We start from the raw sequence: 24,211 nt of genomic DNA on the forward strand, positions 1-24,211 counted from the left end.
AGCAAAGTGTAAAACTTGATTTGTGAACGTCCATTCCCACATAAATTGTGTTATAATACATTTGGTGACCTCCTTTTGTATGCGGTAATCCCTGTTACCATTGTTTTTTCCAATTCATAGTATACAGGTAAATCCACGATGCTACAAATTGGAGGTCATTACATATTGTCTTTGCATTTGAATAAGTGTCTATGCGCCTTAAGAATACAATAATAAATGACATAAATATAGAATGAAACCGTTTAATTTGGTGAACCCATTATTACTATATATTTGCCCTGTATGAGGTGAAGAACGCTCTATAACTTTAGTTTCATTCAATAACAGGTATTAAAAAGTATTGAATTTATTGAAAATATTTGACATGTGCATTTATAGCTGTATTATGCATATAAGAGCAGAGAACTAAAATCTGGTCTCTGCTCTTAGTAACTATCAATAAAGTCTTATGTCAGTTTTTTGAGTTTACACAAAACTTGAAACGGTCTCGATAGATAGCACAAATTTATACCAGTCTGGTACACCTACGCCTCCTTATCTCAACAACCAGTCAATCACATTCACAACCTTTATTCCATCATAATTCCCAAGTGAAAAGTGATCCAGAGTCAGGACAACTTTCTCATAATTATCTGGGATGCTTCTCAGTGGTCTCATTTCTCTTTCAAAGGTTTCTTTAGCTGTCATATCTGCAGTCACCTGGTAGTAGGTGAGTACGCCTTCTTTTTGTACGACAAAGTCTACTTCTGTGGCACCATATTTTCCGATATTGATCTTGTATCCTTTTCTCATAAGCTCGAGGAATACTATATTTTCGATAGTAAAGCCGAGATCATAACGCTTTCTTGGGAGAATGTGATTTCGAATTCCCATATCTACCATATATAACTTATTATTGATCTTCAGGAGCTGTTTGCCGACAATGTCAAAGCGCTCTACGGAATAAAATATAAACGATTCTTTTAAAGCGTCTACATAATCGCTGACGGTGTTTTGTGAAATTTTTCTTCCGGACGAGGTCAGGTAATTGGTTATGCTTTTCATGGATACGGGGCTACCAATTACGCTCGCTAAATATCGTGCAATATTCTTTAACAATGCGATATCTGTGATTTTTCGTGTATTGCCTTCTTTTTCTTTTCTTAACTGTCGCTGCTCAATATCTTTTACAATAACTGTGTTGTAGATTCCCTCCAGGTACTGATCTACTTTCTCGTCTGTTCGGTTCATCGCTGCTACATATGGGATTCCCCCTGCTTTCATGAATTCTGCAAAGGCTTCTTCTTTGGGTAATCCGGTCTCTGCAATGTATTCACGGAATGAAAACGGTAACATCTTTATTTCCGTATAACGACCAGACAACAATGTTGCAAGTTCACTTGACAACATATAAGCATTCGAGCCGGTGATATATATGTCTACCTGATCTTTGATGGAAAGGCTGTCAACGACCTTTTCAAACGATGGAACTTCTTGAACCTCATCCAGAAAGATATAGGTCATCTTATCGGTACACAGCCGTTCTTTGAGATAACGATATAATTCCATATAGTCTTTTAGTGGTTCATAATCCAGATTTTCGAAATTAATGGAAATAATCTGCTCAGGTGCAACGCCTTCTGCTAATAGTTTCTGTTGATACTGTTCCAGAAGTACAGATTTTCCACAGCGGCGAATTCCGGTCACTACTTTAATCTGCTGTTCATCCTTCCATGCCCAAAGCTGATCAAGGTATTCTTTTCGTTCAACCATATCTTCATTCCTCCTTTTTCCTAATATAGCATATTATATGCGAAAAATCAAAATAGTTTCCCATTTTGGAAACTTTTTGCGATTTTCAACCATTGCAATACACTTTTTGTAATGCTATACTTTAACCAAAGTGTTGAATTTGGGAGCCGTGTGGGATCACGATCTGGGATACCACGCGGCTTTTTGAATTTACGCATACCAGGGAGGAGTGAACGCAGTATGTTAGATAGAACACCACGGGTATTTATATCGTATTCATGGACATCGACGGAGTTTCAGCAGCGTGTCAGAGAGCTGGCGGAGAGTCTGCGTCAGGACGGCATCGATGTCAAACTGGATTTATGGGATCTGAAAGACGGACAGGACAAGTATGCTTTTATGGAACAATGTGTGACGGATCCGGATATCGACAAGGTTTTGATCATCTGTGACAGCGGCTATGCGGCGAAAGCGGACAGGCGTCAGGGCGGTGTCGGAGATGAAACAACGATCATATCGGCGGAGGTATATGGACACGCAGCGCAGGAAAAGTTTGTGCCGGTTATTATGGAGCGGGATGAACACGGGGAGCCGTATATGCCGGCATATCTGAAAAGCGGATGTACCGCGATCTGTCGGGAGACCGATATCCGGAGGAATATCAGGCGCTTGTCAGAAATATTTATGAGAAGCCGTCTTACCGGAAGCCGGAGCTTGGAACAAGACCGGGCTGGCTGGATGAGGAGGAATCCAGTGAGCTGTTTTCTGTGAAGAAAGCGGGAAAGGCGGCAGCGGGCGTGAAGCAGAATCTGTTGAATCCGGTGACAGAGCGGGATTTTATTGATGTTTATCTGGAAGCGCTGAAATCCTTTTACCGGCCGCAGGTTACAGCGGAAGAGTATATGCGGGATTTTGGAGCGATGAAGGAGTACCGGGATGCGTTTCTGGATTATGTTAAGAGGATCAGCACAACGACGGAGCATGTTGGGACATTTCTGGCAGATGCGTTTGAGAAAATGTACAATACCCTTAATAATGCAGAGACATTTTCCTCTGAAATAAATGGGGGAGGCAGGAGAAGCTTTGATATTTTCTGTGTGCATCTGTGGGAATTATTTATCTGCACGACGGCATATTTACTGCAGAGCGAAGCATACGAAAGCCTGAATGAGCTGCTGGTACATACTTATTTCCTGCGCATGTCGCCACATGACAGCAGGGTGAAGCCGTCCAGCTATGAAAGGCTGCGTTACCGCTCGGAGATGCTGGAGGATGTGATAAAGCCGACGCTGTCGGATGATCTTAGCCGCAAATATACTTTGGCAGGGCATTATCTTTGTGAACAACGGGATTATCTGCCGACATTTACAGGGAAACGGATCGCGGAGGCGGATCTGTTCCTTTATCAGGTATTTCGGGGACTTGATCTGGGCGAACTGGGACTGCAGACGTATGTATGGTTTCCAATCTGCTATATTTATGTGGATCATTATGACTCAATCTGGAAGAAGCTGCAGTCCGGACGTTTTTGTGAAAAGATCATGCCGTTATTTGGCGTGAGCACGATAGAAGCGTTAAAAGAACGTCTTTCCCGCTGCATTTCGGACAGAGAGGTACGTTACAACGGAAACTGTTGGAAAAGTGCATCGGCGATATTAGATATTGTAAAGCTTGATGAGGTGGGGCGTTTGCCGTAAGGATGAGTAAAGAAAGTGATGGCAATGTGTTTCACTGAATGGATCGGATGAGATGGGAATCTAACTTGCTATTTTCCCGTGTCAATGGTAAAATCATTGTTATATATGTGGTCAGAACCCCATATATAATGGAAAACAGAACATATTATGATGATTGTGATTAAGAAGAGGAGATTAAAATATGTGTGGTATTGTAGGTTATATCGGGAGTAAACAGGCAGCACCGATCCTGTTGGACGGTCTGTCAAAGCTTGAGTACAGAGGTTATGATTCTGCCGGCATTGCTGTGCGGGATGGTGCAGATAAGTTTAAGGTAGTTAAGGCAAAGGGACGTCTGAAAGGTCTGATCGAGAAGACCGATGAGGGGCGTGCAGTGCCCGGTACCTGTGGTATTGGTCATACGAGATGGGCAACACACGGCGAGCCGTCCGAGCTCAATGCACATCCGCATATCAGCGATGATGGCAATGTGGTTGGCGTCCACAATGGTATCATTGAGAATTATCAGGAGTTAAAGGTGAAGCTTTTGAAGAAAGGATATGAGTTTTATTCTTCTACGGATACTGAGGTGGCTGTGAAGCTGGTGGATTATTACTATAAGAAGTATGAGCATACACCGGTGGATGCGATCAATCATGCAATGGTTCGTATCCGTGGCTCTTATGCACTGGCTTTGATGTTTGCGGAGTATCCGGAGGAGGTCTATGTGGCACGCAAGGACAGTCCGATGATCATCGGTGTGTCTGAGGGCAACTGCTATGTGGCTTCGGATGTACCGGCAATCCTGAATTATACAAGAAATGTTTATTATATCGGTAATCTGGAGATCGGACGTCTTGCAGCAGGGAAGGCAACCTTCTATATCTGGATGGCGATGAGATTGAGAAGGAACTGGTTGAGATCAAATGGGATGCAGAGGCTGCCGAGAAGGGCGGCTATGAGCATTTCATGATGAAGGAGATCCATGAGCAGCCAAAGGCAATCATGGACACGATGAATTCGAAGTTAAAGGATGGTCGGATCGATCTGTCTGATGTGGGTCTTTCTGAGGAGGATATTAAGAGTATTGCGCAGATTTATATTGTTGCGTGCGGTTCTGCGTACCATACGGGTGTTGTGACACAGTATGTGATGGAGGATCTGGCAAGAGTTCCGGTACGCGTGGAGCTGGCGTCTGAGTTCCGTTACCGTAACCCGATCCTGAATAAAGATGATCTTGTGATCGTGGTGAGCCAGTCCGGTGAGACGGCAGATACCCTTGCCGGTCTTCGGCTGGCGAAGGAGCAGGGCGTGAAGACGCTTGGTATCGTAAACGTGGTAGGTTCTTCGATCGCAAGAGAGGCGGATAATGTATTCTATACGATGGCAGGTCCGGAGATCTCGGTTGCTACCACAAAGGCATACAGTGCACAGCTGATCGCAGGATATATGCTTTCGGTTGAGTTTGCGAGAGTGCGCGGTACGATCAACGAGGAGCAGTATCAGGGCTATATTGCAGAGATGCAGACGCTTCCGGAGAAGATTGATAAGATCATTGAGGATAAGGAGCGCATCCAGTGGTTTGCTGCAAAGCAGGCAAATGCAAAGGATATTTTCTTTGTGGGTCGTGGCATTGATTATGCGATCTGTATGGAGGGAAGCTTAAAGCTCAAGGAGATCAGTTATATTCACTCTGAGGCATATGCTGCCGGAGAGTTAAAGCATGGAACGATCAGTCTGATCGAGGATGGTATCCTTGTGATCGGTTCTCTGACGCAGGATTCCCTGTATGAAAAGACGATCAGCAACATGGTAGAGTGCAAGAGCCGTGGAGCTTCTCTGATGGGGCTGACGAATTTTGGCAATTATTCGATCGAGGATACGGCGGACTTTGTTGTTTATGTTCCAAAGACAGATCCTCATTTCGCAGCAAGTCTGGCGGTTGTTCCGTTGCAGCTTCTGGGATATTATGTATCCGTGGCAAGAGGTCTGGATGTCGATAAGCCGAGAAATCTGGCAAAGAGTGTAACGGTAGAGTAGTATTACAAAGAATTATTTTGAGGGCAAAACGCTGGTTTTGCCCTTTTTCTGAAAAAACAGTAATTCTTTGTCAGAATGCGAATCACGATTCATCGCATAGGGGAGTACTGCATACAATACATAGACGATATTTTCGATGTAGGAAACCATATCATGGAAAATGATGAAAAACTGGATTCGGAATTTCGGTTTGCACTGGATCTGTCGGAGCGTGAACGGGAGCAGAGCAGTACATTGAACACGGGCTTTGATGAGGCGACGGCAACATGGCGGGTGATCGTTCGATATTATGGAGATCTGTATGAGGTGGAGCGGCAGCTTCCGGGAGTGCAGGTGATCCCGTTATATCATCAGTATGGGATCGTGCGGGTGCCACAGGAGCAGTTAGAGGCGTTGGCGGCGATTCCGCAGATACAATATATGGAGAAACCAAAGGAGGTTTACTTCTCTCTGGAAGCAGGAAGAAGTGCCTCCTGTATTAATTTAGTCCAGGAAAGTGGCCTTACCGGAAATGGTGTGATCGTTGGCATTGCGGATTCGGGTATTGATCTGACACATCCGGCGTTTCGAAGAAGTGACGGCAGTACAAGGATTTTAAAGCTGTGGGATCAGGCGGCCAGACCGGAGGAGGGGACGGATCAGAGAGGACCGGAACATTACCGGCATGGAGTGGAGTGGGATCAGGAACAGATCAATGCAGCCTTACAGGGATCGCAGGAATATGGCAGACTTCCGGGTGACACCGGCTCGGCGCACGGAACTGCGGTGGCTGGTGTGGCGGCGGGCAACGGCTCCGGTTCGGCAGGACGGCGTTACCGGGGAATTGCGGTGGAAAGTCCGATCATTTTCGTAAAGCTGGCATCGGGCGGGGAAGGCTTTTCCAGAACCACGGAGGTGATGGAGGCACTTGATTATATTGTGCGGGAAGCGCAGAAGGCGGATATGCCGGCAGCCATAAATTTAAGCTATGGCAACAACAATGGCGCGCATGACGGGAACAGTTTGTTTGAGGGATATATCACACAGCTTGCCGGGGTATGGAAAAATGTTATATCTATTGCATCGGGCAATGAGGGGGATTCCAGACATCATGCCAGAGTGCAGCTTGCAAGCGAACCGCAGCGGGTACAGTTTGTAATCGGTCCGGGGGAGAGCAGCCTGAGTCTGCAATTATGGAAGCAGTATACGGATGACTTCTCAATTTTTTTGGAATCTCCGGATGGAAGCCGGGTGCTTGTGGAGAATACAAGAGAAGTCAGAAGGTATGAACTGCAGAATGCGTTGGTTTATGTGTATTATGGCGAGCGACGCCGGCGCAGATCACGCAGGAGATATATCTGGAGTGGATCCTGCAGGAGAATACAGCGGGCAGTCTGCCGGAAGGAATCTGGGGTTTATGGCTGATCCCGGATAAGATTGTTGGAGGAATGGTTGATCTATGGCTTCCGTCCACAGAGCGGATAGGGCTTTCCTCAGGATTTCCGGAGCCGGAGCCGGATACGACGTTGACGATTCCATCCACGGCGAACGGAATCATTGCGGTGGGAGCGTATGACGTGGCAAGGGATGCGGTGGCTTCCTTTTCGGGAAGGGGGGATACCGCGGATGGGCGAAAGGCACCAACGCTCGTGGCACCGGGAGTTGGTGTTGTGACGGCGGCACCGGGAGGTGGCTATACAGTACGAACCGGAACCTCGATCGCCGTACCGTTTGTAACCGGATCGGCGGCACTTATGATGGAATGGGGAATTGTGCAGGGAAATGATCCGTATCTGTACGGAGAGAAGGTGAAAGCGTATCTGATCAAAGGGGCAAGAAGGCTTCCGGGGCAGGAAAAGGTTCCCGACAAAAAGGCAGGCTGGGGAGCATTATGCTTATCCGACAGCCTGCCGCGAAGGTAGCGTTGCGAATTTGTGAACTTATAAACGTCCGTCCTTGATAAAGCCGGCGAGTTCCTGCGCGAAATAGGTAAGATAAATATCGGCACCTGCGCGCTTTGCCGCAATCGCAGTTTCACAGATGATCGCATCCTCGTCGATCAGCCCGAGACTGGCGGCACCTTTGATCATTGCATATTCGCCGCTGACGCTGTAGGCGGCCATCGGAACATTTGTCCGGTCTTTGATCTCACGGATCAGATCGCCGTAGATCATTGCCGGTTTGACCATAATGATATCGGCACCCTCATCAATATCGGCAAGAGCTTCCTTCATGGCTTCGCGTCGGTTGTGGAAGTCCATCTGATAAGTGCGGCGGTTGCCAAACTGTGGTGCAGAATCTGCGGCATCACGGAATGGACCGTAATAGGCAGATGCAAATTTGACGGCGTAGGACATGATCGGTGTATTGACGTGACCGTGCTCATCGAGACACTGACGGATCGCAGCAATTCTGCCGTCCATCATATCGGAAGGGGCAACCATATCGGCACCTGCCTCCACCTGGGAAAGCGCGATCTTCGCCAGATAGGAGAGTGTGGCGTCATTGTCCACATCATGGTCATGGATAATACCGCAGTGACCGTGAGAGGTGTATTCACACATGCAGACATCGCCGATCAGATACATTTCCGGATAATGCTTTTTGGCTTCGCGGAAGGCTCTTTGGACAATGCCGTTGTCGTCATATGCCTGGCTGCCGGTCTCATCCTTATGCTCCGGAATGCCAAAGAGCATGATCTTATTGACTCCGGCATCAAGTAACTGCTCCAGCTTCTCGCCCATGCGGTCGACGGTATAACGGTTCTGACCGTACATGGATGGGATTTTCTCGATCCAATTCTGACCATCCATAACAAACATCGGATAGATAAGCTCAGAGCAGTTCATATGTGTTTCCTGTACCATCCGGCGGAGACGTTCGTCAGTGCGGAGTCTTCTGCCTCTCATAAATTCTGTCATAACTATTCAGACTTCCTTTCTAATACTTGTGTTGTGAATCCATAACAAAGGGCAAAACCAGCGTTTTGCCCTTGATTTCCTCCACGTTACGAGCATTTTCCTATGCCATAACAAAAGGAAAGCATGCTTCCCTATGAGTGGAAAACATGCTTTTTCAGTGCCTCAAAGCTTTCTTTGCTGATAACGTGTTCCATGCGGCACGCATCCTCTGTGGCGATCTCCTCCGGGACACCAAGCTTTACAAGCCAGTTTGATATCAGTTGATGTCTCTCATAGATCATCTCAGCGATCTCGCGACCAGAGTCTGTTAAATATATGTATCCGGCATCAGTTACAGTAATATGCTGCTTCTGACGAAGATTCTTCATTGCAATGCTGACACTTGACTTCTTAAAGCCAAGCTCGGTAGCAACGTCAACAGAACGAACAACCGGCAGGCGCTTACTCAGAACTAAAATTGTTTCAAGATAGTTCTCGGCAGATTCGGTATTTGCCATAAATATACTCCTCCATACCTTTCTTATTGATTCTTATAGAGTGAATCAAATATTGTTTGAAACGAGTATAACACTTTTTATAAAAGAAAACAAGAAAATAAAGTGAAAAAAGTTCTTGACATCTAATAGATGTTAGCGTATACTAACTGCTGTAAGTGATAAATAAGTCAATATCATTTACAAGATTGAATGAAAGCGGATCTGACAGATACTTTCATTGTGGAGGTTTTGCGAAATGATGCAGAAGGATTTGATTATTCAAAAGTTAAGAGAACAGGGCTGTCGTATTACGAAGCAGCGTTTGATGATTTTGGATATCATCCTGCAGGAGGATTGTTCCTGCTGTAAGGAAATCTATTATAAGGCGTCAAAGCTGGACAGCAGAATTGGTTCCGCAACCGTGTACCGTATGATCAACACATTGGAGGAGATCGGAGCCATCAGCAGAAAGAATATGTATAAGGTTTCCTGTTCCATGGACTGTGCTGCTGACTGCGGTCACGCATGTACGATTGAACTGGAGGACGGCTCAAAGCTTCAGTTTTCCGAGCAGAAGATGAGTCAGATCATTCAGTCAGGACTGGCTGCCTGTGGGTATGCCGTAGAACACAGCGTAAAGGGTTTTACGAAGGGGGCTGTATGTCACCACGATGAGCTGACGCTGAAGGAAAGCGCAGGTCTTTCATAGACACTGCTGTTGATAAGCTTACAAGAACATATAACATATGCCAAGGGGCAGAGGAATTGTATGATTTCTCTGCCCCCTCCTTTTGCCCTTTTTGAGTGAATGGACTTTTGGGTTCATAACCATTATAATAAAATAGATCATTTATGATCTGTACCGGAAATGGGACTATGTTATGCCTGCATCATAAAAATGGCAGGCAGGGAAGGAAGATAGAATTATTATGATCACTAGCGAGAATAATGCTAAGATAAAGGAACTCATAAAGCTCCAGAAGAATGCGAGACACCGCAGAAAGGAGGGACTGTTTGTTGCGGAGGGGATCAAGCTTGTGCAGGAGGCTGCACAGTATGGCAAACTCAGACAGGTCCTGATCAGGGAAAGTCTGTGGCATGAACGCTGGAAGGATGCACCGGAGAGTGAGATCGCAAAGGAGCTTTCTGTTGATGGAAACCGGGTCGGTGTGGACACAGCACCGGATTCGGTGTTTGATATGGCAGCAGATACGGTGACTCCACAGGGAATTTTGGGAATGGTGGATATGCCTGCGTATTCCCTGGAGGAAATTCTTGCATTATCGTCCGGTCTTTATCTGATGCTTGACGATCTGAGAGACCCGGGAAATCTTGGGACTGTGATCCGGACGGCGGAGGCAGCTGGCGCAGCCGGAGTGATCATGAGCAGGGGCTGCGTTGATCTGTTTAATCCAAAGGTTGTCCGGGCAACGATGGGAGCAATCTTTCGTGTTCCGTTTTTATATGTAGAAAGCCTGCCTGAGACGATTGAACAGATGAAGAAGAAAAATATTTCCGTTTATGGAACGATTCTCGAGGAGAGTCAGCCTTATGATGAGCCGGATTACACGAAGCCGTCAGGAATCGTGATCGGTAACGAGGCAAACGGGATCAGTGCTCCTGTGAGGGAGAGTTTAACGGGCAGGATCCATATTCCGATGCAGGGAAGTGTGGAGTCGTTGAATGCGGCTGTGGCGGCTGCCGTGGTGATGTATGAGGCATCGAGACAGCGCAGAAAAAGGGATACGGGTCTATTGAAATTTCATTAGAAATATGCTATATTCATACAAATAGATGGAATACACCAAAGGGGGTGTTGTCATGAGCGGTTTATCAGATCTTTTGACGTATCCGTTGACGTCAATGTTTCAGTCGCTCTTTCGGACGGATGAGAATATTATGTTTTTCTGGTTGATCGCATTGGTCGCATTATTGATCATTGAGATCATTACGCTGGGACTTACAACGATATGGTTTGCGGCAGGTGCGTTTATCAGCTTTGTTGCAGCATGGCTGGGAGCACCACTTGGAGTTCAGCTTGCCGTATTTTTTATTGTCTCTTTCGTGTTGCTTATTTTTACCAGACCGGTTGTTCAGAAGCGTCTGAACAATTCGCGGGCGAGGACGAATGTCAACAGTATGATCGGGAAGGAAGGCAGAGTGATCGAGGATATCGACAACTTTAATGAGACCGGGCGCATTATTGTTGATGGGATGGAGTGGACGGCGAGAGCAGCCGACGAGCAGAGTATTACCTCTGGCCAGAAGGTGGTCATTCGGGAGATTCAGGGCGTTAAGGCGATGGTAGTGCCGGTGTCCGATATTTCGGATTGACCCGATTTTGGGACAGAGCAGCTTATAACCAATATAAAGGAAAAGGAAAGGAATCAGACAAATGGAATTAGCAATTATTGTATTACTTGTTATCATTGCCGTGATCGCAGTGTCATGTATTCACATTGTGCCACAGGCAAAGGCTTATGTAGTAGAGAGACTTGGAGGCTACCAGAGTACATGGGATGTGGGACTTCATTTCAAGGTGCCGTTTATTGACCGTATTGCCAGAAAGGTTAGCTTAAAGGAGCAGGTGCTTGATTTCCCGCCACAGCCGGTAATCACCAAGGATAATGTAACAATGCGTATTGATACGCTGATCTTTTTCCAGATCACAGATCCGAAGCTTTACACATACGGTGTAGAGAATCCGATCATGGCGATCGAGAATCTGACAGCTACCACACTTCGTAATATCATCGGTGAGCTTGATCTCGACGAGACATTGACCTCCCGTGAGATCATCAATACAAAGATGCGTTCTTCTCTGGATACGGCGACAGACCCATGGGGTATCAAGGTGAATCGTGTCGAGCTTAAGAATATCATTCCGCCGCAGCCGATCCAGGAGGCAATGGAGAAGCAGATGAAGGCAGAGCGTGAGAAGCGTGAGGCAATCCTGATCGCGCAGGGTGAGAAGCAGTCAGCGATCACCGTGGCAGAGGGTCATAAGGAGTCTGCAATCCTCGAGGCAGAGGCTGAGAAGCAGGCAGCAATCCTTCATGCAGAGGCACAGAAGGAGGCAACGATCCGTGAGGCAGAGGGTCAGGCGCAGGCAATCCTGGCAGTCCAGAAAGCGAATGCGGATGGTATCCGTATGCTGAATGAAGCATGCGCATCCAAGGAAGTTATTGAGTTAAAGAGTCTGGAGGCATTTGCGAAAGCAGCAGATGGAAAGGCAACTAAGATCATTATTCCATCAGAGATCCAGGGACTTGCAGGAATGGTTAGTTCCGTGACAGAAATTGCAAAATCTTCCGGAGATAAATAATACTATTTTTTGAAGAGATGAATTTCCTGCACAGCTCCTGCTGGCAGGAAATTTTCACTTTATTGTGATTTGATTCGCAAGGATAAATAATAGAGAAAGGCAGGATATCATTATGAATCTGATTGGCAAAAATTTTCTGACATTAAAGGATTTCTCCGCAGAGGAGATTACATATCTTCTGGAGCTTTCGGCTGAGCTGAAGGACAAGAAGAAAAAGGGCATTCCGGTTAACAATTATGTTGGTAAGAACATTGCTCTGATCTTCGAAAAGACAAGTACAAGAACGAGATGTTCTTTTGAGGTAGCAGCCCATGATATGGGAATGGGTGTGACCTATCTGGATCCACAGGGCTCGCAGATCGGTAAGAAGGAGAGTATTAAGGATACAGCGCGCGTACTTGGCCGTATGTTTGATGGCATTGAGTATCGTGGCTTTGAACAGAGCATTGTTGAGGAGCTTGCCAGATATGCAGGTGTACCGGTATGGAACGGACTGACCAATGAATATCATCCGACACAGATGCTTGCAGATCTTCTGACGATTCAGGAGCATCTTGGCAGATTAAAGGGTGTGAAGCTTGTATACATGGGCGATGCCCGTTATAACATGGGTAATTCTCTGATGATCGCCTGTGCAAAGATGGGAATGCATTTCGTGGCATGTACTACAAAGGAATATTTCCCGAACGAGGAGCTTGTGGCACAGTGCCGCGAGTACGCGAAGGAGTCCGGCGGCTCTGTGACGTTGACGGAGGATGTGGAGAGCGGCACCAAGGGAGCTGATGTTCTCTACACCGACGTATGGGTTTCCATGGGCGAGCCGGAGGAAGTATGGGCGGAGCGTATCAAAGCACTTTCCCCATACCAGATCAACAAGAAGGTTATGGATAACGCAGGTCCGCAGGCAATCTTTATGCATTGTCTTCCGGCATTCCACGATCTGGAGACCGGCGTTGGCAGACAGGTCTATGAGAAGTTTGGCATGAGCGAGCTAGAGGTGACAGATGAAGTATTTGAATCAGAGGCATCTGTTGTATTTGATGAGGCAGAGAATCGTATGCATACGATCAAGGCTGTTATGACAGCAACACTGGAGCCGACGGTAAAGGCATAGAGCCGGTTTGCGGTTTTGGCATCATGATGATGGATAATGCGGGGTGCCTTAACACAGCATCCGATCATAAGAAGATGGAGTGATCTTTGTGAAAAAGGAAATACTTCAAATGCTTCGAAGTGCAGGAGAGGAGTACACATCCGGTCAGGTTTTGTGCGAAAAGCTGGGCGTGTCGAGGCAGGCGATATGGAAAAATATATTACAGTTAAAGGAAGCGGGATATCAGATCGAATCCCAGCCCAAGAAAGGATACCGGCTGTTAGAATCTGCGGATCGTCTGGTTGGTGCAGATATTGAGAGCCGGTTAGCTCCGGATTGTTTGTGCCGCAGGGTGGAATGTCTGGAGACCGTGGATTCTACCAATACAAGAGCGAAGCAGCTGGCGGAGCTTGGAGAGCCGGAGGGCACACTTGTGGTCGCAGAGGAGCAGACTGCCGGAAAGGGCAGGCGGGGACGCGACTGGGCGTCAGAGCCCGGGATCGGAATATGGATGAGTCTGATCCTCCGCCCGCAGCTTAAGCCGCAGCAGGCAGCCAGTGTGACGCTGGTGGCAGCGATGGCGGTGGCGAAAGGCATCCGGGAATGCTGTGGACTTGAGACAGGCATTAAATGGCCGAATGATGTCGTGATCAACGGCAAAAAGGTCTGCGGTATTTTGACGGAGACAAGCTCGGAACCGGATTACATTCATTATGCGGTTCCTGGGATAGGAATCAATGCGAACACGCCGGAGTTTCCGGAGGAGCTTCGGGACAGAGCAACATCGATCTATCTGGAGACCGGGAAGAAGACGGACCGCAACGCACTGATCGCAGCGGTGATGAATGCATTTTCCGATTATTACAGACGTTATCTGGAGACAGCAGATCTGTCACTGCTGAAAGATGAGTACGATGCGATGTTAGTGAATATGAACCGGGAGGTACTGATCCTGTATGGCATGGCCGAGGATGCAGATCCTGAGAAGAGCGAGAAGGGCGTGGCAAAGGGAATCGCCCCATCCGGCGCACTTTTGGTAGAGACGGAGGCTGGTCTGAAGGAGATTTTATCCGGTGAGGTATCGGTAAGAGGCGTTTACGGATATGTGTAGCGAATAATTTGACGGTATCCGGTCAGGTGTGATGTGATAACCGTCAATAGTACAGAAAGGCATAGAAGATATGGACGATTTATTTGATGAAGATATTCTGAAGCCGGCACCGGAGGCGGATGGTATGGTGATCCTGAGTGTGGCAAATGCATATAAGAAGCAGTACTATCTGAATCCGAAGTTTGCGAAGTTGCCGGAGACGATACAGGAGGAGCTTCAGATCATGTGCGTGCTGTACACGGCAGATGTGGGAGGAATCCTGACACTCCGCTTTGATGAGGAGGGCAACCTTTTGTTTCATGTTACATCGGAGGATGATGATTATTTCTTTGATGAGATCGGAAGCGTATTGAAGATCAAGGAGATCCAGAGGGAGAAGCAGGAACTTCTGGAGGCGCTTGAGTTGTACTACAAGGCATTCTTTTTGAAAGAAGATATCAGTGAGCTGTTGAGTGAAGAATAAATAATATGCAGATGGAGGAATGGCAATGTTATTAGCTGTAGATGTAGGAAATACAAATGTAACGATTGGTGTTTTTGATGGTGCGGAGATGGTAACCCGGTTTCATTTTACGGTTCGTATTTCCAGAACCTCGGACGAATACGGAAGTACAATATGTGAGATCCTGGAGAGAAAGGGATTTTCGGCAGACTCGATTGATCAGGTGATCATTTCGTCGGTGGTGCCTAAGATCATGTATTCCTTCAGCAGTGGTATTATTAAATATCTCGGATGTCAGCCGATCATTGTAGGGGCAGGCATCAAAACCGGTATCCGAATCGAGACAGCAACCCGAGAGAGGTTGGACCGGATCGTATTGTGGATGCGGTTGCGGCACATACCTTATATGGAGGACCGATCATCGTGGCAGACTACGGTACGGCGACGACTTACGATCTGATCACGGCCGAAGGCGCATTTCTCGGTGGTGTGATCAGTCCCGGTGTAAAGATTTCTGCCAATGCGCTTTGGAATGACACGGCGAATCTGCCGGAGATTGAGATCAAATGTCCGGAGCATGTTGTGGCAAAGGATACCATTACAGCGATGCAGGCAGGACTTTTTCTCGGTACGGTCGGACAGTCCCAGTATATCATCAATAAGATCAAGGCAGAATCCGGCTTAAAGGATATCAAGGTCGTAGCAACCGGAGGTCTCGGCAAGATGATTTCCGATTATACGGATGAGATTGATATTTATGACCGTAATCTGACCTTAAAGGGACTGCAGATCATTTTTGATAAGCAGAAGAAATAGGAGAAACAGGCATGGAAGGATTTCAGATAGGAAATGTAAGGATTCCCGGAAAGCTTGTGTTAGGACCGATGGCAGGGGTGACAGACCTGCCATTTCGTTTGTTATGTAAGGAGCAGGGGGCGGATCTTGTCTATACAGAAATGATCAGTGCCAAGGGAATCTTCTATAAGAATAAAAATACAGAGCTTCTCTGGATGACAAAGGAGCAGGAAAGACCTCTGGCATTGCAGCTGTTTGGTTCGGAGCCGGCATTGATGGCGGACATGGCGGCTCAGATTGAGGAGCGGTCGTTTGATATTCTGGACATCAACATGGGCTGTCCGGTGCCAAAGGTTGTAAATAATGGAGAGGGCTCTGCGCTTATGAAGGATCCGCAGCTTGCCGGTGAGATCGTAAAGGCGGTCAGCAGCAGGATCAGCAAGCCGGTCACGGTGAAGTTCCGCAAGGGCTTCGGGGCTGACGACTGCAATGCCGTGGAGTTTGCAAAACGCATGGAGGACTGCGGTGCGGCGGCGATCGCCGTACATGGCAGAACGAGAGAGCAGTATTATGGCGGAAAGGCGGACTGGGACATTATCCGTCAGGTGAAGGAAACGGTTGGTATTCCGGTGATCGCAAGTGGCGATATTTTCACACCGGAGGATGCGGCGGCATGTCTGGAGCAGACCGGATGCGATGGTCTGATGCTGGCGAGAGGTGTGCGTGGCAATCCGTGGCTGTTTCATCAGATCAGAGAATATCTGGAGCATGGCACACTCGAAGCAAAACCATCCAGAGAGGAGATGGTGCAGATGATCCTGCGCCACGCCCGGATGCTGATCGAATGCAAAGGGGAGCTGATGGCAATGCGGGAAATGCGTAAGCATGTGGCATGGTACACCGCAGGATATCCGGGCTCAGCCAGCCTGCGCAGACGTGTGAATGAGATCGAGAAATACGAGGACCTGGAGCGGCTGATTATGTTTTCAAAATAAATTTGAAAAATATCCATATTCCTATTGACAAAGTAGGAATATGGATGTATGATAGGTACATCTTAATAATCATAGTAAACCGATAGGAAAACAAATATCCGCTATCGAGAGACATGGAAATGAACATAGAAAGTGAGGGCAATCGTATGAGTAAGAAAACATATTCAGAGAGAGCATTAAAATTTGAGACAAAGCAGCTTCATGTAGGTCAGGAACAGGCAGACCCGGTAACCGATGCAAGAGCAGTACCAATTTATCTGACATCTTCTTATGTATTTCACAACAGCCAGCATGCAGCAGATCGTTTCGGTCTGAGAGATGCCGGTAACATTTACGGAAGACTGACAAATCCTACAGAGGATACGTTCGAGCAGAGAATCGCAGCACTCGAGGGTGGTGTGGCAGCTCTGGCAGTAGGAAGTGGTGCAGCAGCACTCACTTATGCATTCCAGGCAGTTGCTCATAAGGGAGATCACATCGTAGCAGCTAAGAATATTTATGGTGGTACATACAACCTTCTGGCACATACACTTCCGGATTACGGCATTGAGACTACCTTCGTAGATCCTTTTGATTATGAAGGAATTGAGGCAGCGATCAAGGAGAATACCACAGCGATCGAGATTGAGACACTTGGTAATCCGAACTCGGAGGTGGTTGATATTGAGCGTATCGCCAATATTGCACACTCTCATAACATTCCTCTGATCGTAGATAATACATTTGCAACTCCTTATCTAGTTCGTCCGATCGAGTATGGTGCAGATATTGTTATTCATTCTGCAACAAAGTTCATCGGCGGTCATGGAACAACCATCGGTGGTGTGATCGTAGACAGCGGTAACTTTGACTGGACATCCAGTGATAAGTATCCATGGCTTGTTGAGCCAAACGTATCTTATCATGGTGTAAGCTTTGCTAAGGACTGCGCACCGGCAGCATTTGTCACATATATCCGTGCCATCCTTCTTCGTGATATGGGTGCAACTCTTTCTCCGGTTCATGCATTTATTTTCCTGCAGGGTCTTGAAACATTATCTCTTCGTGTAGAGCGTCATGTCGAGAATGCGCTGAAGGTTGTTCAGTTCCTGAAGGATCAGCCGTTGGTAGAAAAGGTAAATCATCCATCTGTATCAGAGGATCCGGAGCAGCAGAAGCTTTATAAGAAGTATTTCCCGAATGGCGGTGGATCTATCTTTACCTTTGAGATCAAGGGTGATGCAAAGAAAGCACAGGATTTCATCGATCAGCTTGAGTTATTCTCTCTGCTTGCCAACGTAGCAGATGTGAAGTCTCTGGCAATCCATCCGGCTTCCACCACACACTCTGAGTGCAACGAGGCAGAGCTTTTGGATCAGGGTATTAAGCCAAATACGATCCGTCTGTCCATCGGTACGGAGCATATCGATGATATCATCGAGGATCTTTCCGAGGCATTCAAGGCAGTTCAGTAATTCAAAGCATGTGTAAAATTCTCCTATATGTTAAAAAGACGGCTGTGCACAGTAGTGTGTCACAGCCGTTTATTCGTTATATTTTGGAAAAAGTTCCTCGAAGGTAACATCCAGAAGTTCCCTGAGCAGACAGAGTTCATCCGGATAGATGTGACGTTGCCCAACTTCGATTTTTGCCAAAGCGCTGCGGGTAATATCGCAGTTGTTCAACTGGAGCCTTGCAGATAATTGTTCCTGCGTCAGTCCGCGTGATTCCCGAATTAAGCGGATTTGCCGTCCCATCCTTTTTTCGTATTCGATATTCATAGTATTCATAGTCCTTCTCATATATTTTGCGATGGTGGATTGGAAATGCATTGTCTCAGAATGCAGTGATCCACTTAATTGAGAGCAAACCTATATTGATTTTATAAGATGTTTATGATACAATTGCACTTGTATAGGTGCAATTATGGCGCATTGTTTTGTGATTGCACGGATGATAAAAGGTTAGGGAGACTACATTTAAAAGAACTCAGACGTAATCCGGTCATTTCGGGGTGGAAGTGGAAGGTTAATAGATAAAGATCTTTTAAATGTAGTCTTTGATTTGAAGTAAAAGTCTCGGTTTGAGACTTTTTTTATTTTTAAAATCATATATTTTGCTATTGTATCCGGATGAAGCTTGTGTTATGCTTGTAAAACGTCTTTTATGAATTGCGCAGCCGGTGCAGGGGAGCGCGAGATGGCATTTGGTGAGAGAATGAGTATTTACAGGGAGATAAGAGAAATGAGAGAGCAGTCTGTATATAAAAAGGCATTGACGCTGGCGGTGCCGATGATGATCCAGAACGGTATTACAAATGCGGTCAGTCTGGTAGATAACCTGATGGTGGGAAGTCTTGGAACGGAGAGCATGACAGCGGTTTCGATCGTTGGACAGCTTATATTTGTATTTTTCTTAGCGGTGTTTGGCGGTCTGTCCGGTCCGGGAATCTACGGGGCACAATATTATGGACAGCGTAATAAGGAAGGTTTTCAGACCGTATTTCGTCTGAAGCTGTGGATCACAGCGGTGATTGTGCTGGTTGGGATGATTATTTTTATCACCAATGGAAGCCGTCTGATCGGTCTGTATCTTCATGGCTCCACACAGGGGATGGATGCAGGAAAGACATTAGAACAGGGGATGGAGTATCTTCATATTATGCTGATCGGTCTGATTCCGTTTGCGTTTACACAGATTTATGCCGGAAGCCTGCGTGAGATGGGAGAGAGTGTAAAGCCGATGATTGCAGGGATTGCTTCGGTTTTTGTGGATATTGTCTTTAATTATCTGTTGATCTATGGCAAGTTTGGCTGTCCGCGGCTGGAGGTGCGCGGAGCAGCGATCGCTACCGTGATGGCGCGTTTCGTGGAGATGTTTATTGTAGTGGGCTGGACGCATGCCAGTATCCGTAAATATGAACTTCTGCAGAAGGTTTACCGCACGGTTCGGGTTTCCTTTGCCCAGGTGAAGGGTATTTTAGTGAAGGGCTTCCCGATCTTTATGAATGAATTTTTCTGGGCGGGGGGTATGGCTGCGCTGACGCAGTGTTATTCGATGAAGGGACTGCAGGTGATCGCGGGACTCAATATTTCCAATGCGATCTGTAACCTGCTCAACGTTGTATTTGTTGCAATGGGAAATGCGGTTGGTATCATTATCGGACAGCAGCTTGGTGCATCGCGGTTCGAGGAGGCAAAGCGGGATGCCGGGAAGCTGCGCTGGTTTACGGCAGGACTGTGTCTGATATTGACGGTGATACTGGCAGCCTGTTCCCATGGATTCCCGCAGTTGTATGACACGACGGAGGATGTCCGATATCTGGGACAGTGGTTTATTATTATCACAGCGGTATTTTTTCCGGTACAGGGATTTTTAAATGTGCTTTATTTTACGCTGCGTTCCGGCGGAAAGACAGTGATCACGTTCTTATTTGACAGTGTGTTCACCTGGGTGGTCTCAGTGACATTGGCGTTTGTGTTGTGCCGCTTTACTGCATTGCCTGTGCTTGCAGTTTATGCGCTGGTGCAGTCGGCAGACTGATCAAAGTTGTGGTGGGCTATGTCCTCGTCAAAAAAGGCATATGGATCACCAATCTTGTGGTATGAAGCTTTTTCGAGCCTTTTGCCGGAGCGCATAAAAGGTTTTCAGACTTTAAATACATTGGAGGAATAGCGATGAGTAATTTGAAAAAGGATGAGAAGGATCCGGGACTTTGCGGCAATGAGCGGATCGAGGCAGCGATTGCAGGGCTGCAGCAGGAGACATCACAGGAGCATCTGGCACATACGCTGACGGTGATCCGCCAGAGAATGCGAGAGGGCGGTCAGCTTATTATTGCGGTAGAGCCGCCGAACGGTGACGGAGGACTTCGGATTCAGGCAGTCCGGACCGAGGATGGAAGAAACTGGTGGACGGTATTTACCGGCTTTGATGAGGAGCTAAAGGGAAGCGACAGCGTGAAGTCTACGTTTCTGACGGATATGCGCCAGGTGTTTTCAAAGGCGGTCCGGACGGAGGAGATCGAGGGGATTATATTAAATCCGTGGAACAGAACGCTGATGTTAGATAAGACACTTCTTCGGGTGATATTGGGGGAGATGTAGCAATTACCGCCAACGAAGCTGTCGGCCGCTGCATACGCAGCTTGTTAATTGCTTATTCTATTTAGAACAGCCTGCGGGGAAGTGGAGGAATCAATAAAGTTACTATTCACGGCAATTCCAAATAGAATGCGCAATTACCGCCAGCGAAGCTGTCGGTCGCTGCATACGCAGCTTGTTAATTGCTTATTCTATTTAGAACAGCCTACACGGCGAAAGCCGGCAAACCGAACGGGATATTACTATTACATGCGAGCATGTAATCCCGCCCGATTTGCCGGCTTTTTGCGTGAATAGTAACTTTATTGAGAAAATTTTTAAAAATTATTGACAAAGGTGTGTTTTTGTATTAGATTATTTGGTGGTTAGAGAATTCTAACCAAGGAGAGTGTAGACTGATACACAATAGATACTACTAATTTGAGGTAGTGAAGAATAAGCATAGTTATATATTACAAAGTGAAGAGAGGAATTATTTATGAGTCTTGATCAGGCAGTTTTAGGAACAGAGTACATCATCAAGGATATTTCAACAAATGACGAAGAGATGAAATCATTTTTGTTTTCTCTGGGATGTTACAGTGGTGAGCCGATTACGGTTGTGTCTCGCAAGAAGAATAATTGTGTTGTGTCCATCAAGGATGGACGTTACAACATTGATATTGATTTAGCGAAAGCTATTTTGATATAAATAATACAATATAAAGCTATATTTCATAGTTTGATTAAGGAGGTTTCTTTATGAGAATTGCGTTAACCGGTAATCCCAATAGTGGTAAGACTACTATGTACAACGCATTAACGGGAAGAAATGAAAAAATCGGTAACTGGGCTGGTGTTACCGTAGATAAGAAAGAATATCCGGTCAAGAAAGATCACTATGATGGTTCTTTGGAGCTGATCGCAGTCGATCTTCCGGGTGCATATTCTATGTCACCATTTACCTCTGAGGAGAGTATTACAAGTGGTTATGTTAAAAATGAACATCCGGATGCGATTATCAACATCGTTGATGCAACAAATCTGAGCCGAAGCTTATTCTTTACAACACAGCTTCTGGAGTTGGGAGTTCCGGTGGTTGTCGCATTGAATAAAAGTGATATCAACGAGAAGAAGGGTAACAAGATTGATGAGAAGACATTGTCTGAGAAGCTTGGATGCCCTGTTATTAAGACAACATCTACAACAGACACAGGTCTGAGAGAGGTTGTTAAGAAGGCTGCTGAGCTGCAGGGCGCATGGCAGAAGCCGCCGTATGTTCAGGGTGATATCAATCTCCATGATAAGAAAGAGGTTGAGGCTGCTGACCGTAAGCGTTTCGAGTTCGTCAATGCAATCGTTAAGCAGGTTGAAACACGTAAGGTTCTGACAAAGGAAAAGAATGCAGGCGATAAGATCGATGCTGTTTTGACAAATCCGGTATCCGGTATTATCATATTTGCAGCAATCATGTTCCTTGTATTCTACATTTCACAGTCAACACTTGGTACATGGCTTGCAGATATTCTTGTAGGCTGGATCGAGACATTCCAGAACTGGGTAGGCGGACTTCTTGAGAATGCAAATCCGTTCCTGTATGCACTGCTTGTTGATGGTATTATCGGTGGTGTTGGTGCCGTAGTAGGTTTCCTGCCACTCGTAATGGTTATGTACTTCCTGATCGCTCTTCTTGAGGATTGTGGCTACATGGCTCGTGCCACAGTCGTTCTTGACCCGATCTTTAAGAGAGTAGGCCTTTCCGGTAAGTCCGTTATCCCAATGATCATCGGAACCGGTTGCGGTATCCCTGCTATCATGGCATGCCGTACCATTCGTAATGAGAGAGAGCGTAGAACTACAGCAATGTTAGCGACTTTCATGCCATGTGGTGCTAAGCTTCCTGTAATCGCACTGTTTACCGGTGCATTCTTCCCACATTCAAAATGGGTAGGACCTTTAATGTATTTCGTAGGTATTATTTTGATCCTCTTAGGAGCTCTTCTGGTAAAGGCTGTTACCGGTATGAAGTACAGAAAGTCATTCTTCATCATTGAGCTTCCTGAGTATAAAGTACCAAGTCTTAAGATCGGCTGCTTATCTATGTTAAACCGTGGTAAAGCATACATCAAGAAGGCTGGTACCGTAATTCTTGTATGTAACACAGTTGTTCAGATCATGCAGTCCTTCAACTGGAAGCTGCAGGTTGTTGCAGAGGGCGCAGAGAGCACTTCAATCCTTGCAAGTGTTGCAGGTCCGTTCGCAACACTGCTGATCCCTGTTGTTGGTATCGCAGCTTGGCAGCTCGCAGCAGCATCTATTACCGGTTTCATCGCAAAGGAGAACGTAGTAGGTACGCTTGCAACTGTTTATGCACTGACAAACTTTATTGATACCGATGAGCTTGCATTAGTAGGAAGCGGTAACAAAGTAGCTGCGGTAATGCAAATCACAAAGGTAGCAGCTCTTGCATACCTGATGTTCAATCTTTACACACCACCTTGCTTCGCAGCACTTGGTGCTATGAACTCTGAGATGCAGAGTGGAAAGTGGCTGTTCGCTGGTATCTGTCTCCAGTTAGCAACCGGATTTACCGTTGGTTTCCTTGTATACCAGATCGGTACATTGATCACAACAGGCGCTCTTGGAGCAGGCTTCGTTGGCGGTCTGATCGCTGTACTTATCTTTGCAGCAGTTATCGTATATCTGATCCAGAAAGCGAACAGAGCAATTGATACAGAGTATCAGCTGGATTAATGATTAGAAAGGGATGATGAGTTATGACAGGTATGCTTGCCAATGTTATTGTAATCGCACTTCTGGTGTTGATCGTGGGTTCCGCGGTTTTATACATCCGAAAAGAGAAAAAGAGGGGTGTTCATTGTATTGGATGTCCATCTGCAGGATCCTGTTCCCGCTCATGTATGTCCAATCAGAAAAAGCATGCAAAAAAATGATCATGCGGTAAAAGTATGAACTCGCGGCAATCATAACAGGATTAAAGGGGATGATAATTTGAATGGTCAGACACTTTTAATCGTCGTAATACTGATCATCATACTGATACCGGCAATTGTAAGCACCTTAAAGCACATGAAGGGGGAAGGCGACTGCTGCGGAGGGTCCAAGGAGAAACCGGTCAAAAAGAAGATTGATGGATCGAAGCTTCGTGAACTGGTCGTTCATATTGACGGAATGCATTGTCAGAACTGTAAGAACAGGATTGAGAAGCATCTGGACGAACTGGACGGTGTCGTGGCAAAGGTCAATCTGAATAAGAAGCAGGCTGTCGTGTCCATTTATAGGGAGATCGATGATTCCGTAATACGGGATGTGATCGAGGGGCTGGATTTCACCGTAGTCAGTATGGAACAAAAGTAAAATATAGCATTTACCCGGACAGGGTGAATATGCTACAATGAAGAGGGAAAGCGAAATGCTTTCCCTCTTTTCGATTGATGTGCGCCTAGCGGCGCACGTTTCTAACGGGTTAAAGTCCCGAATCCGCCCGGTAGTGGGAAGGATATAGCCGAAGGCAAGGGTGTCCATCGTGAGATGGAATCTGAAGG

22 protein-coding genes and 2 pseudogenes are annotated in these 24,211 nt (G+C 46.4%); 20 read left to right on the plus strand and 4 right to left on the minus strand.

The genetic code is table 11. The annotated features are described in order from the left end of the window. Positions 1 to 534 precede the first annotated feature (534 nt). Positions 535 to 1,752 carry an ATP-binding protein gene (locus DXA20_RS14480; RefSeq protein ID WP_118561736.1) on the minus strand — a complete coding sequence of 406 codons (1,218 nt, stop codon included), beginning with the start codon at positions 1,750 to 1,752 and terminating at the stop codon, positions 535 to 537. Between the two features lie 219 nt (positions 1,753 to 1,971). Here DXA20_RS14480 and DXA20_RS14485 point away from each other — a divergent pair, with 219 nt between their 5' ends. The 4 genes and pseudogenes from DXA20_RS14485 (at position 1,972) to DXA20_RS14505 (ending at position 7,348) form a co-directional block, all read left to right on the plus strand. Next, the gene (locus DXA20_RS14485) at positions 1,972 to 2,502 is read left to right on the plus strand and encodes an SEFIR domain-containing protein (protein WP_158577248.1); all 531 of its coding nucleotides are present in this window, start codon (positions 1,972 to 1,974) and stop codon (positions 2,500 to 2,502) included. A gap of 1,107 nt (positions 2,503 to 3,609) precedes the next feature. Further along, positions 3,610 to 5,447 (plus strand): annotated as a pseudogene (gene glmS / locus DXA20_RS18530) (glutamine--fructose-6-phosphate transaminase (isomerizing)). A gap of 153 nt (positions 5,448 to 5,600) precedes the next feature. Continuing rightward, the gene (locus DXA20_RS14500; protein WP_158577249.1) at positions 5,601 to 6,851 is read left to right on the plus strand and encodes a S8 family serine peptidase; all 1,251 of its coding nucleotides are present in this window, start codon (positions 5,601 to 5,603) and stop codon (positions 6,849 to 6,851) included. Between the two features lie 23 nt (positions 6,852 to 6,874). Continuing rightward, positions 6,875 to 7,348 carry a S8 family serine peptidase gene (locus DXA20_RS14505; protein ID WP_118561744.1) on the plus strand — a complete coding sequence of 158 codons (474 nt, stop codon included), beginning with the start codon at positions 6,875 to 6,877 and terminating at the stop codon, positions 7,346 to 7,348. An 18-nt stretch (positions 7,349 to 7,366) separates the two neighbouring features. Here the strand turns inward: DXA20_RS14505 and hemB are convergent, their stop codons facing one another. Together hemB and DXA20_RS14515 are read right to left on the minus strand one after the other, a co-directional pair. Then, on the minus strand, positions 7,367 to 8,347 hold the full coding sequence (gene hemB, locus DXA20_RS14510; protein WP_118561746.1) for a porphobilinogen synthase: 981 nt from the start codon (positions 8,345 to 8,347) through the stop codon (positions 7,367 to 7,369). Positions 8,348 to 8,478: 131 nt separating this feature from the next. Beyond that, the gene (locus DXA20_RS14515) at positions 8,479 to 8,844 is read right to left on the minus strand and encodes a metal-dependent transcriptional regulator (RefSeq protein ID WP_022306011.1); all 366 of its coding nucleotides are present in this window, start codon (positions 8,842 to 8,844) and stop codon (positions 8,479 to 8,481) included. A gap of 238 nt (positions 8,845 to 9,082) precedes the next feature. Here DXA20_RS14515 and DXA20_RS14520 point away from each other — a divergent pair, with 238 nt between their 5' ends. The 10 genes and pseudogenes from DXA20_RS14520 to DXA20_RS14565 all read left to right on the plus strand — a co-directional run bounded on the left by DXA20_RS14520 (position 9,083) and on the right by DXA20_RS14565 (position 18,038). After that, positions 9,083 to 9,532: a transcriptional repressor gene (locus DXA20_RS14520; protein ID WP_118561758.1), complete on the plus strand. Its 450-nt coding sequence runs from the start codon at positions 9,083 to 9,085 to the stop codon at positions 9,530 to 9,532. A 220-nt stretch (positions 9,533 to 9,752) separates the two neighbouring features. Beyond that, on the plus strand, positions 9,753 to 10,592 hold the full coding sequence (locus DXA20_RS14525; protein ID WP_118561748.1) for a TrmH family RNA methyltransferase: 840 nt from the start codon (positions 9,753 to 9,755) through the stop codon (positions 10,590 to 10,592). 52 nt (positions 10,593 to 10,644) lie between these two features. Beyond that, positions 10,645 to 11,157, plus strand: a complete 513-nt coding sequence (locus tag DXA20_RS14530; protein ID WP_243100694.1) for an NfeD family protein — start codon at positions 10,645 to 10,647, stop codon at positions 11,155 to 11,157. A gap of 61 nt (positions 11,158 to 11,218) precedes the next feature. After that, the gene (locus tag DXA20_RS14535) at positions 11,219 to 12,148 is read left to right on the plus strand and encodes an SPFH domain-containing protein (protein WP_022306015.1); all 930 of its coding nucleotides are present in this window, start codon (positions 11,219 to 11,221) and stop codon (positions 12,146 to 12,148) included. Between the two features lie 112 nt (positions 12,149 to 12,260). After that, complete coding sequence (gene argF / locus DXA20_RS14540) at positions 12,261 to 13,262, plus strand: ornithine carbamoyltransferase (RefSeq protein WP_118561750.1); 1,002 nt, start codon at positions 12,261 to 12,263, stop codon at positions 13,260 to 13,262. Between the two features lie 88 nt (positions 13,263 to 13,350). Further along, positions 13,351 to 14,352, plus strand: a complete 1,002-nt coding sequence (locus DXA20_RS14545) for a biotin--[acetyl-CoA-carboxylase] ligase (RefSeq protein ID WP_118561762.1) — start codon at positions 13,351 to 13,353, stop codon at positions 14,350 to 14,352. A 70-nt stretch (positions 14,353 to 14,422) separates the two neighbouring features. Continuing rightward, a complete protein-coding gene (locus DXA20_RS14550; protein ID WP_022306018.1) occupies positions 14,423 to 14,815 on the plus strand; it encodes a DUF6145 family protein in 393 nt (130 codons plus the stop codon). 25 nt (positions 14,816 to 14,840) lie between these two features. Then, positions 14,841 to 15,610, plus strand: a pseudogene (locus DXA20_RS18535) (type III pantothenate kinase). A gap of 11 nt (positions 15,611 to 15,621) precedes the next feature. After that, the gene (gene dusB, locus DXA20_RS14560) at positions 15,622 to 16,584 is read left to right on the plus strand and encodes a tRNA dihydrouridine synthase DusB (protein WP_118561752.1); all 963 of its coding nucleotides are present in this window, start codon (positions 15,622 to 15,624) and stop codon (positions 16,582 to 16,584) included. A 146-nt stretch (positions 16,585 to 16,730) separates the two neighbouring features. After that, positions 16,731 to 18,038: an O-acetylhomoserine aminocarboxypropyltransferase/cysteine synthase family protein gene (locus tag DXA20_RS14565; protein WP_022306021.1), complete on the plus strand. Its 1,308-nt coding sequence runs from the start codon at positions 16,731 to 16,733 to the stop codon at positions 18,036 to 18,038. Between the two features lie 69 nt (positions 18,039 to 18,107). Here the strand turns inward: DXA20_RS14565 and DXA20_RS14570 are convergent, their stop codons facing one another. Next, positions 18,108 to 18,344 (minus strand): helix-turn-helix domain-containing protein, encoded by a 237-nt coding sequence (locus DXA20_RS14570; RefSeq protein ID WP_118561754.1) that lies wholly within the window; start codon positions 18,342 to 18,344, stop codon positions 18,108 to 18,110. Between the two features lie 385 nt (positions 18,345 to 18,729). Here DXA20_RS14570 and DXA20_RS14575 point away from each other — a divergent pair, with 385 nt between their 5' ends. The 6 genes from DXA20_RS14575 to DXA20_RS14600 all read left to right on the plus strand — a co-directional run bounded on the left by DXA20_RS14575 (position 18,730) and on the right by DXA20_RS14600 (position 24,023). Then, the gene (locus tag DXA20_RS14575; RefSeq protein ID WP_243100695.1) at positions 18,730 to 20,106 is read left to right on the plus strand and encodes an MATE family efflux transporter; all 1,377 of its coding nucleotides are present in this window, start codon (positions 18,730 to 18,732) and stop codon (positions 20,104 to 20,106) included. Between the two features lie 134 nt (positions 20,107 to 20,240). Next, on the plus strand, positions 20,241 to 20,669 hold the full coding sequence (locus DXA20_RS14580; protein WP_022306023.1) for an SseB family protein: 429 nt from the start codon (positions 20,241 to 20,243) through the stop codon (positions 20,667 to 20,669). A gap of 475 nt (positions 20,670 to 21,144) precedes the next feature. Continuing rightward, positions 21,145 to 21,357, plus strand: coding sequence for a FeoA family protein (locus DXA20_RS14585; protein ID WP_022304852.1), 213 nt, complete (start codon positions 21,145 to 21,147; stop codon positions 21,355 to 21,357). Between the two features lie 50 nt (positions 21,358 to 21,407). Further along, positions 21,408 to 23,399, plus strand: coding sequence for a ferrous iron transporter B (gene feoB / locus DXA20_RS14590; RefSeq protein ID WP_118561756.1), 1,992 nt, complete (start codon positions 21,408 to 21,410; stop codon positions 23,397 to 23,399). Positions 23,400 to 23,431: 32 nt separating this feature from the next. Continuing rightward, a complete protein-coding gene (locus DXA20_RS18540; protein ID WP_118561765.1) occupies positions 23,432 to 23,599 on the plus strand; it encodes a FeoB-associated Cys-rich membrane protein in 168 nt (55 codons plus the stop codon). A 58-nt stretch (positions 23,600 to 23,657) separates the two neighbouring features. After that, complete coding sequence (locus DXA20_RS14600) at positions 23,658 to 24,023, plus strand: heavy-metal-associated domain-containing protein (RefSeq protein WP_243100696.1); 366 nt, start codon at positions 23,658 to 23,660, stop codon at positions 24,021 to 24,023. Positions 24,024 to 24,211: the final 188 nt, after the last annotated feature.

The sequence above is a fragment of the Roseburia sp. AM59-24XD genome (genome assembly GCF_003478445.1).
In the GTDB taxonomy this organism is placed as follows: Bacteria; Bacillota; Clostridia; order Lachnospirales; family Lachnospiraceae; genus Jutongia.

Coding starts and splice junctions, on each gene's coding strand:
- DXA20_RS14515 (WP_022306011.1), bottom strand. CDS start 8,844: ATGGCAAATACCGAATCTGCCGAGAACTATCTTGAAACAATTTTAGTT.
- hemB (WP_118561746.1), bottom strand. CDS start 8,347: ATGACAGAATTTATGAGAGGCAGAAGACTCCGCACTGACGAACGTCTC.
- DXA20_RS14500 (WP_158577249.1), top strand. CDS start 5,601: ATGGAAAATGATGAAAAACTGGATTCGGAATTTCGGTTTGCACTGGAT.
- DXA20_RS14550 (WP_022306018.1), top strand. CDS start 14,423: ATGGACGATTTATTTGATGAAGATATTCTGAAGCCGGCACCGGAGGCG.
- DXA20_RS14525 (WP_118561748.1), top strand. CDS start 9,753: ATGATCACTAGCGAGAATAATGCTAAGATAAAGGAACTCATAAAGCTC.
- dusB (WP_118561752.1), top strand. CDS start 15,622: ATGGAAGGATTTCAGATAGGAAATGTAAGGATTCCCGGAAAGCTTGTG.
- DXA20_RS14530 (WP_243100694.1), top strand. CDS start 10,645: ATGAGCGGTTTATCAGATCTTTTGACGTATCCGTTGACGTCAATGTTT.
- argF (WP_118561750.1), top strand. CDS start 12,261: ATGAATCTGATTGGCAAAAATTTTCTGACATTAAAGGATTTCTCCGCA.
- DXA20_RS14585 (WP_022304852.1), top strand. CDS start 21,145: ATGAGTCTTGATCAGGCAGTTTTAGGAACAGAGTACATCATCAAGGAT.
- DXA20_RS18540 (WP_118561765.1), top strand. CDS start 23,432: ATGCTTGCCAATGTTATTGTAATCGCACTTCTGGTGTTGATCGTGGGT.
- DXA20_RS14520 (WP_118561758.1), top strand. CDS start 9,083: ATGCAGAAGGATTTGATTATTCAAAAGTTAAGAGAACAGGGCTGTCGT.
- DXA20_RS14480 (WP_118561736.1), bottom strand. CDS start 1,752: ATGGTTGAACGAAAAGAATACCTTGATCAGCTTTGGGCATGGAAGGAT.
- DXA20_RS14505 (WP_118561744.1), top strand. CDS start 6,875: ATGGTTGATCTATGGCTTCCGTCCACAGAGCGGATAGGGCTTTCCTCA.
- DXA20_RS14580 (WP_022306023.1), top strand. CDS start 20,241: ATGAGTAATTTGAAAAAGGATGAGAAGGATCCGGGACTTTGCGGCAAT.
- DXA20_RS14575 (WP_243100695.1), top strand. CDS start 18,730: ATGAATTGCGCAGCCGGTGCAGGGGAGCGCGAGATGGCATTTGGTGAG.
- DXA20_RS14535 (WP_022306015.1), top strand. CDS start 11,219: ATGGAATTAGCAATTATTGTATTACTTGTTATCATTGCCGTGATCGCA.
- DXA20_RS14565 (WP_022306021.1), top strand. CDS start 16,731: ATGAGTAAGAAAACATATTCAGAGAGAGCATTAAAATTTGAGACAAAG.
- DXA20_RS14570 (WP_118561754.1), bottom strand. CDS start 18,344: ATGAATATCGAATACGAAAAAAGGATGGGACGGCAAATCCGCTTAATT.
- DXA20_RS14485 (WP_158577248.1), top strand. CDS start 1,972: ATGTTAGATAGAACACCACGGGTATTTATATCGTATTCATGGACATCG.
- feoB (WP_118561756.1), top strand. CDS start 21,408: ATGAGAATTGCGTTAACCGGTAATCCCAATAGTGGTAAGACTACTATG.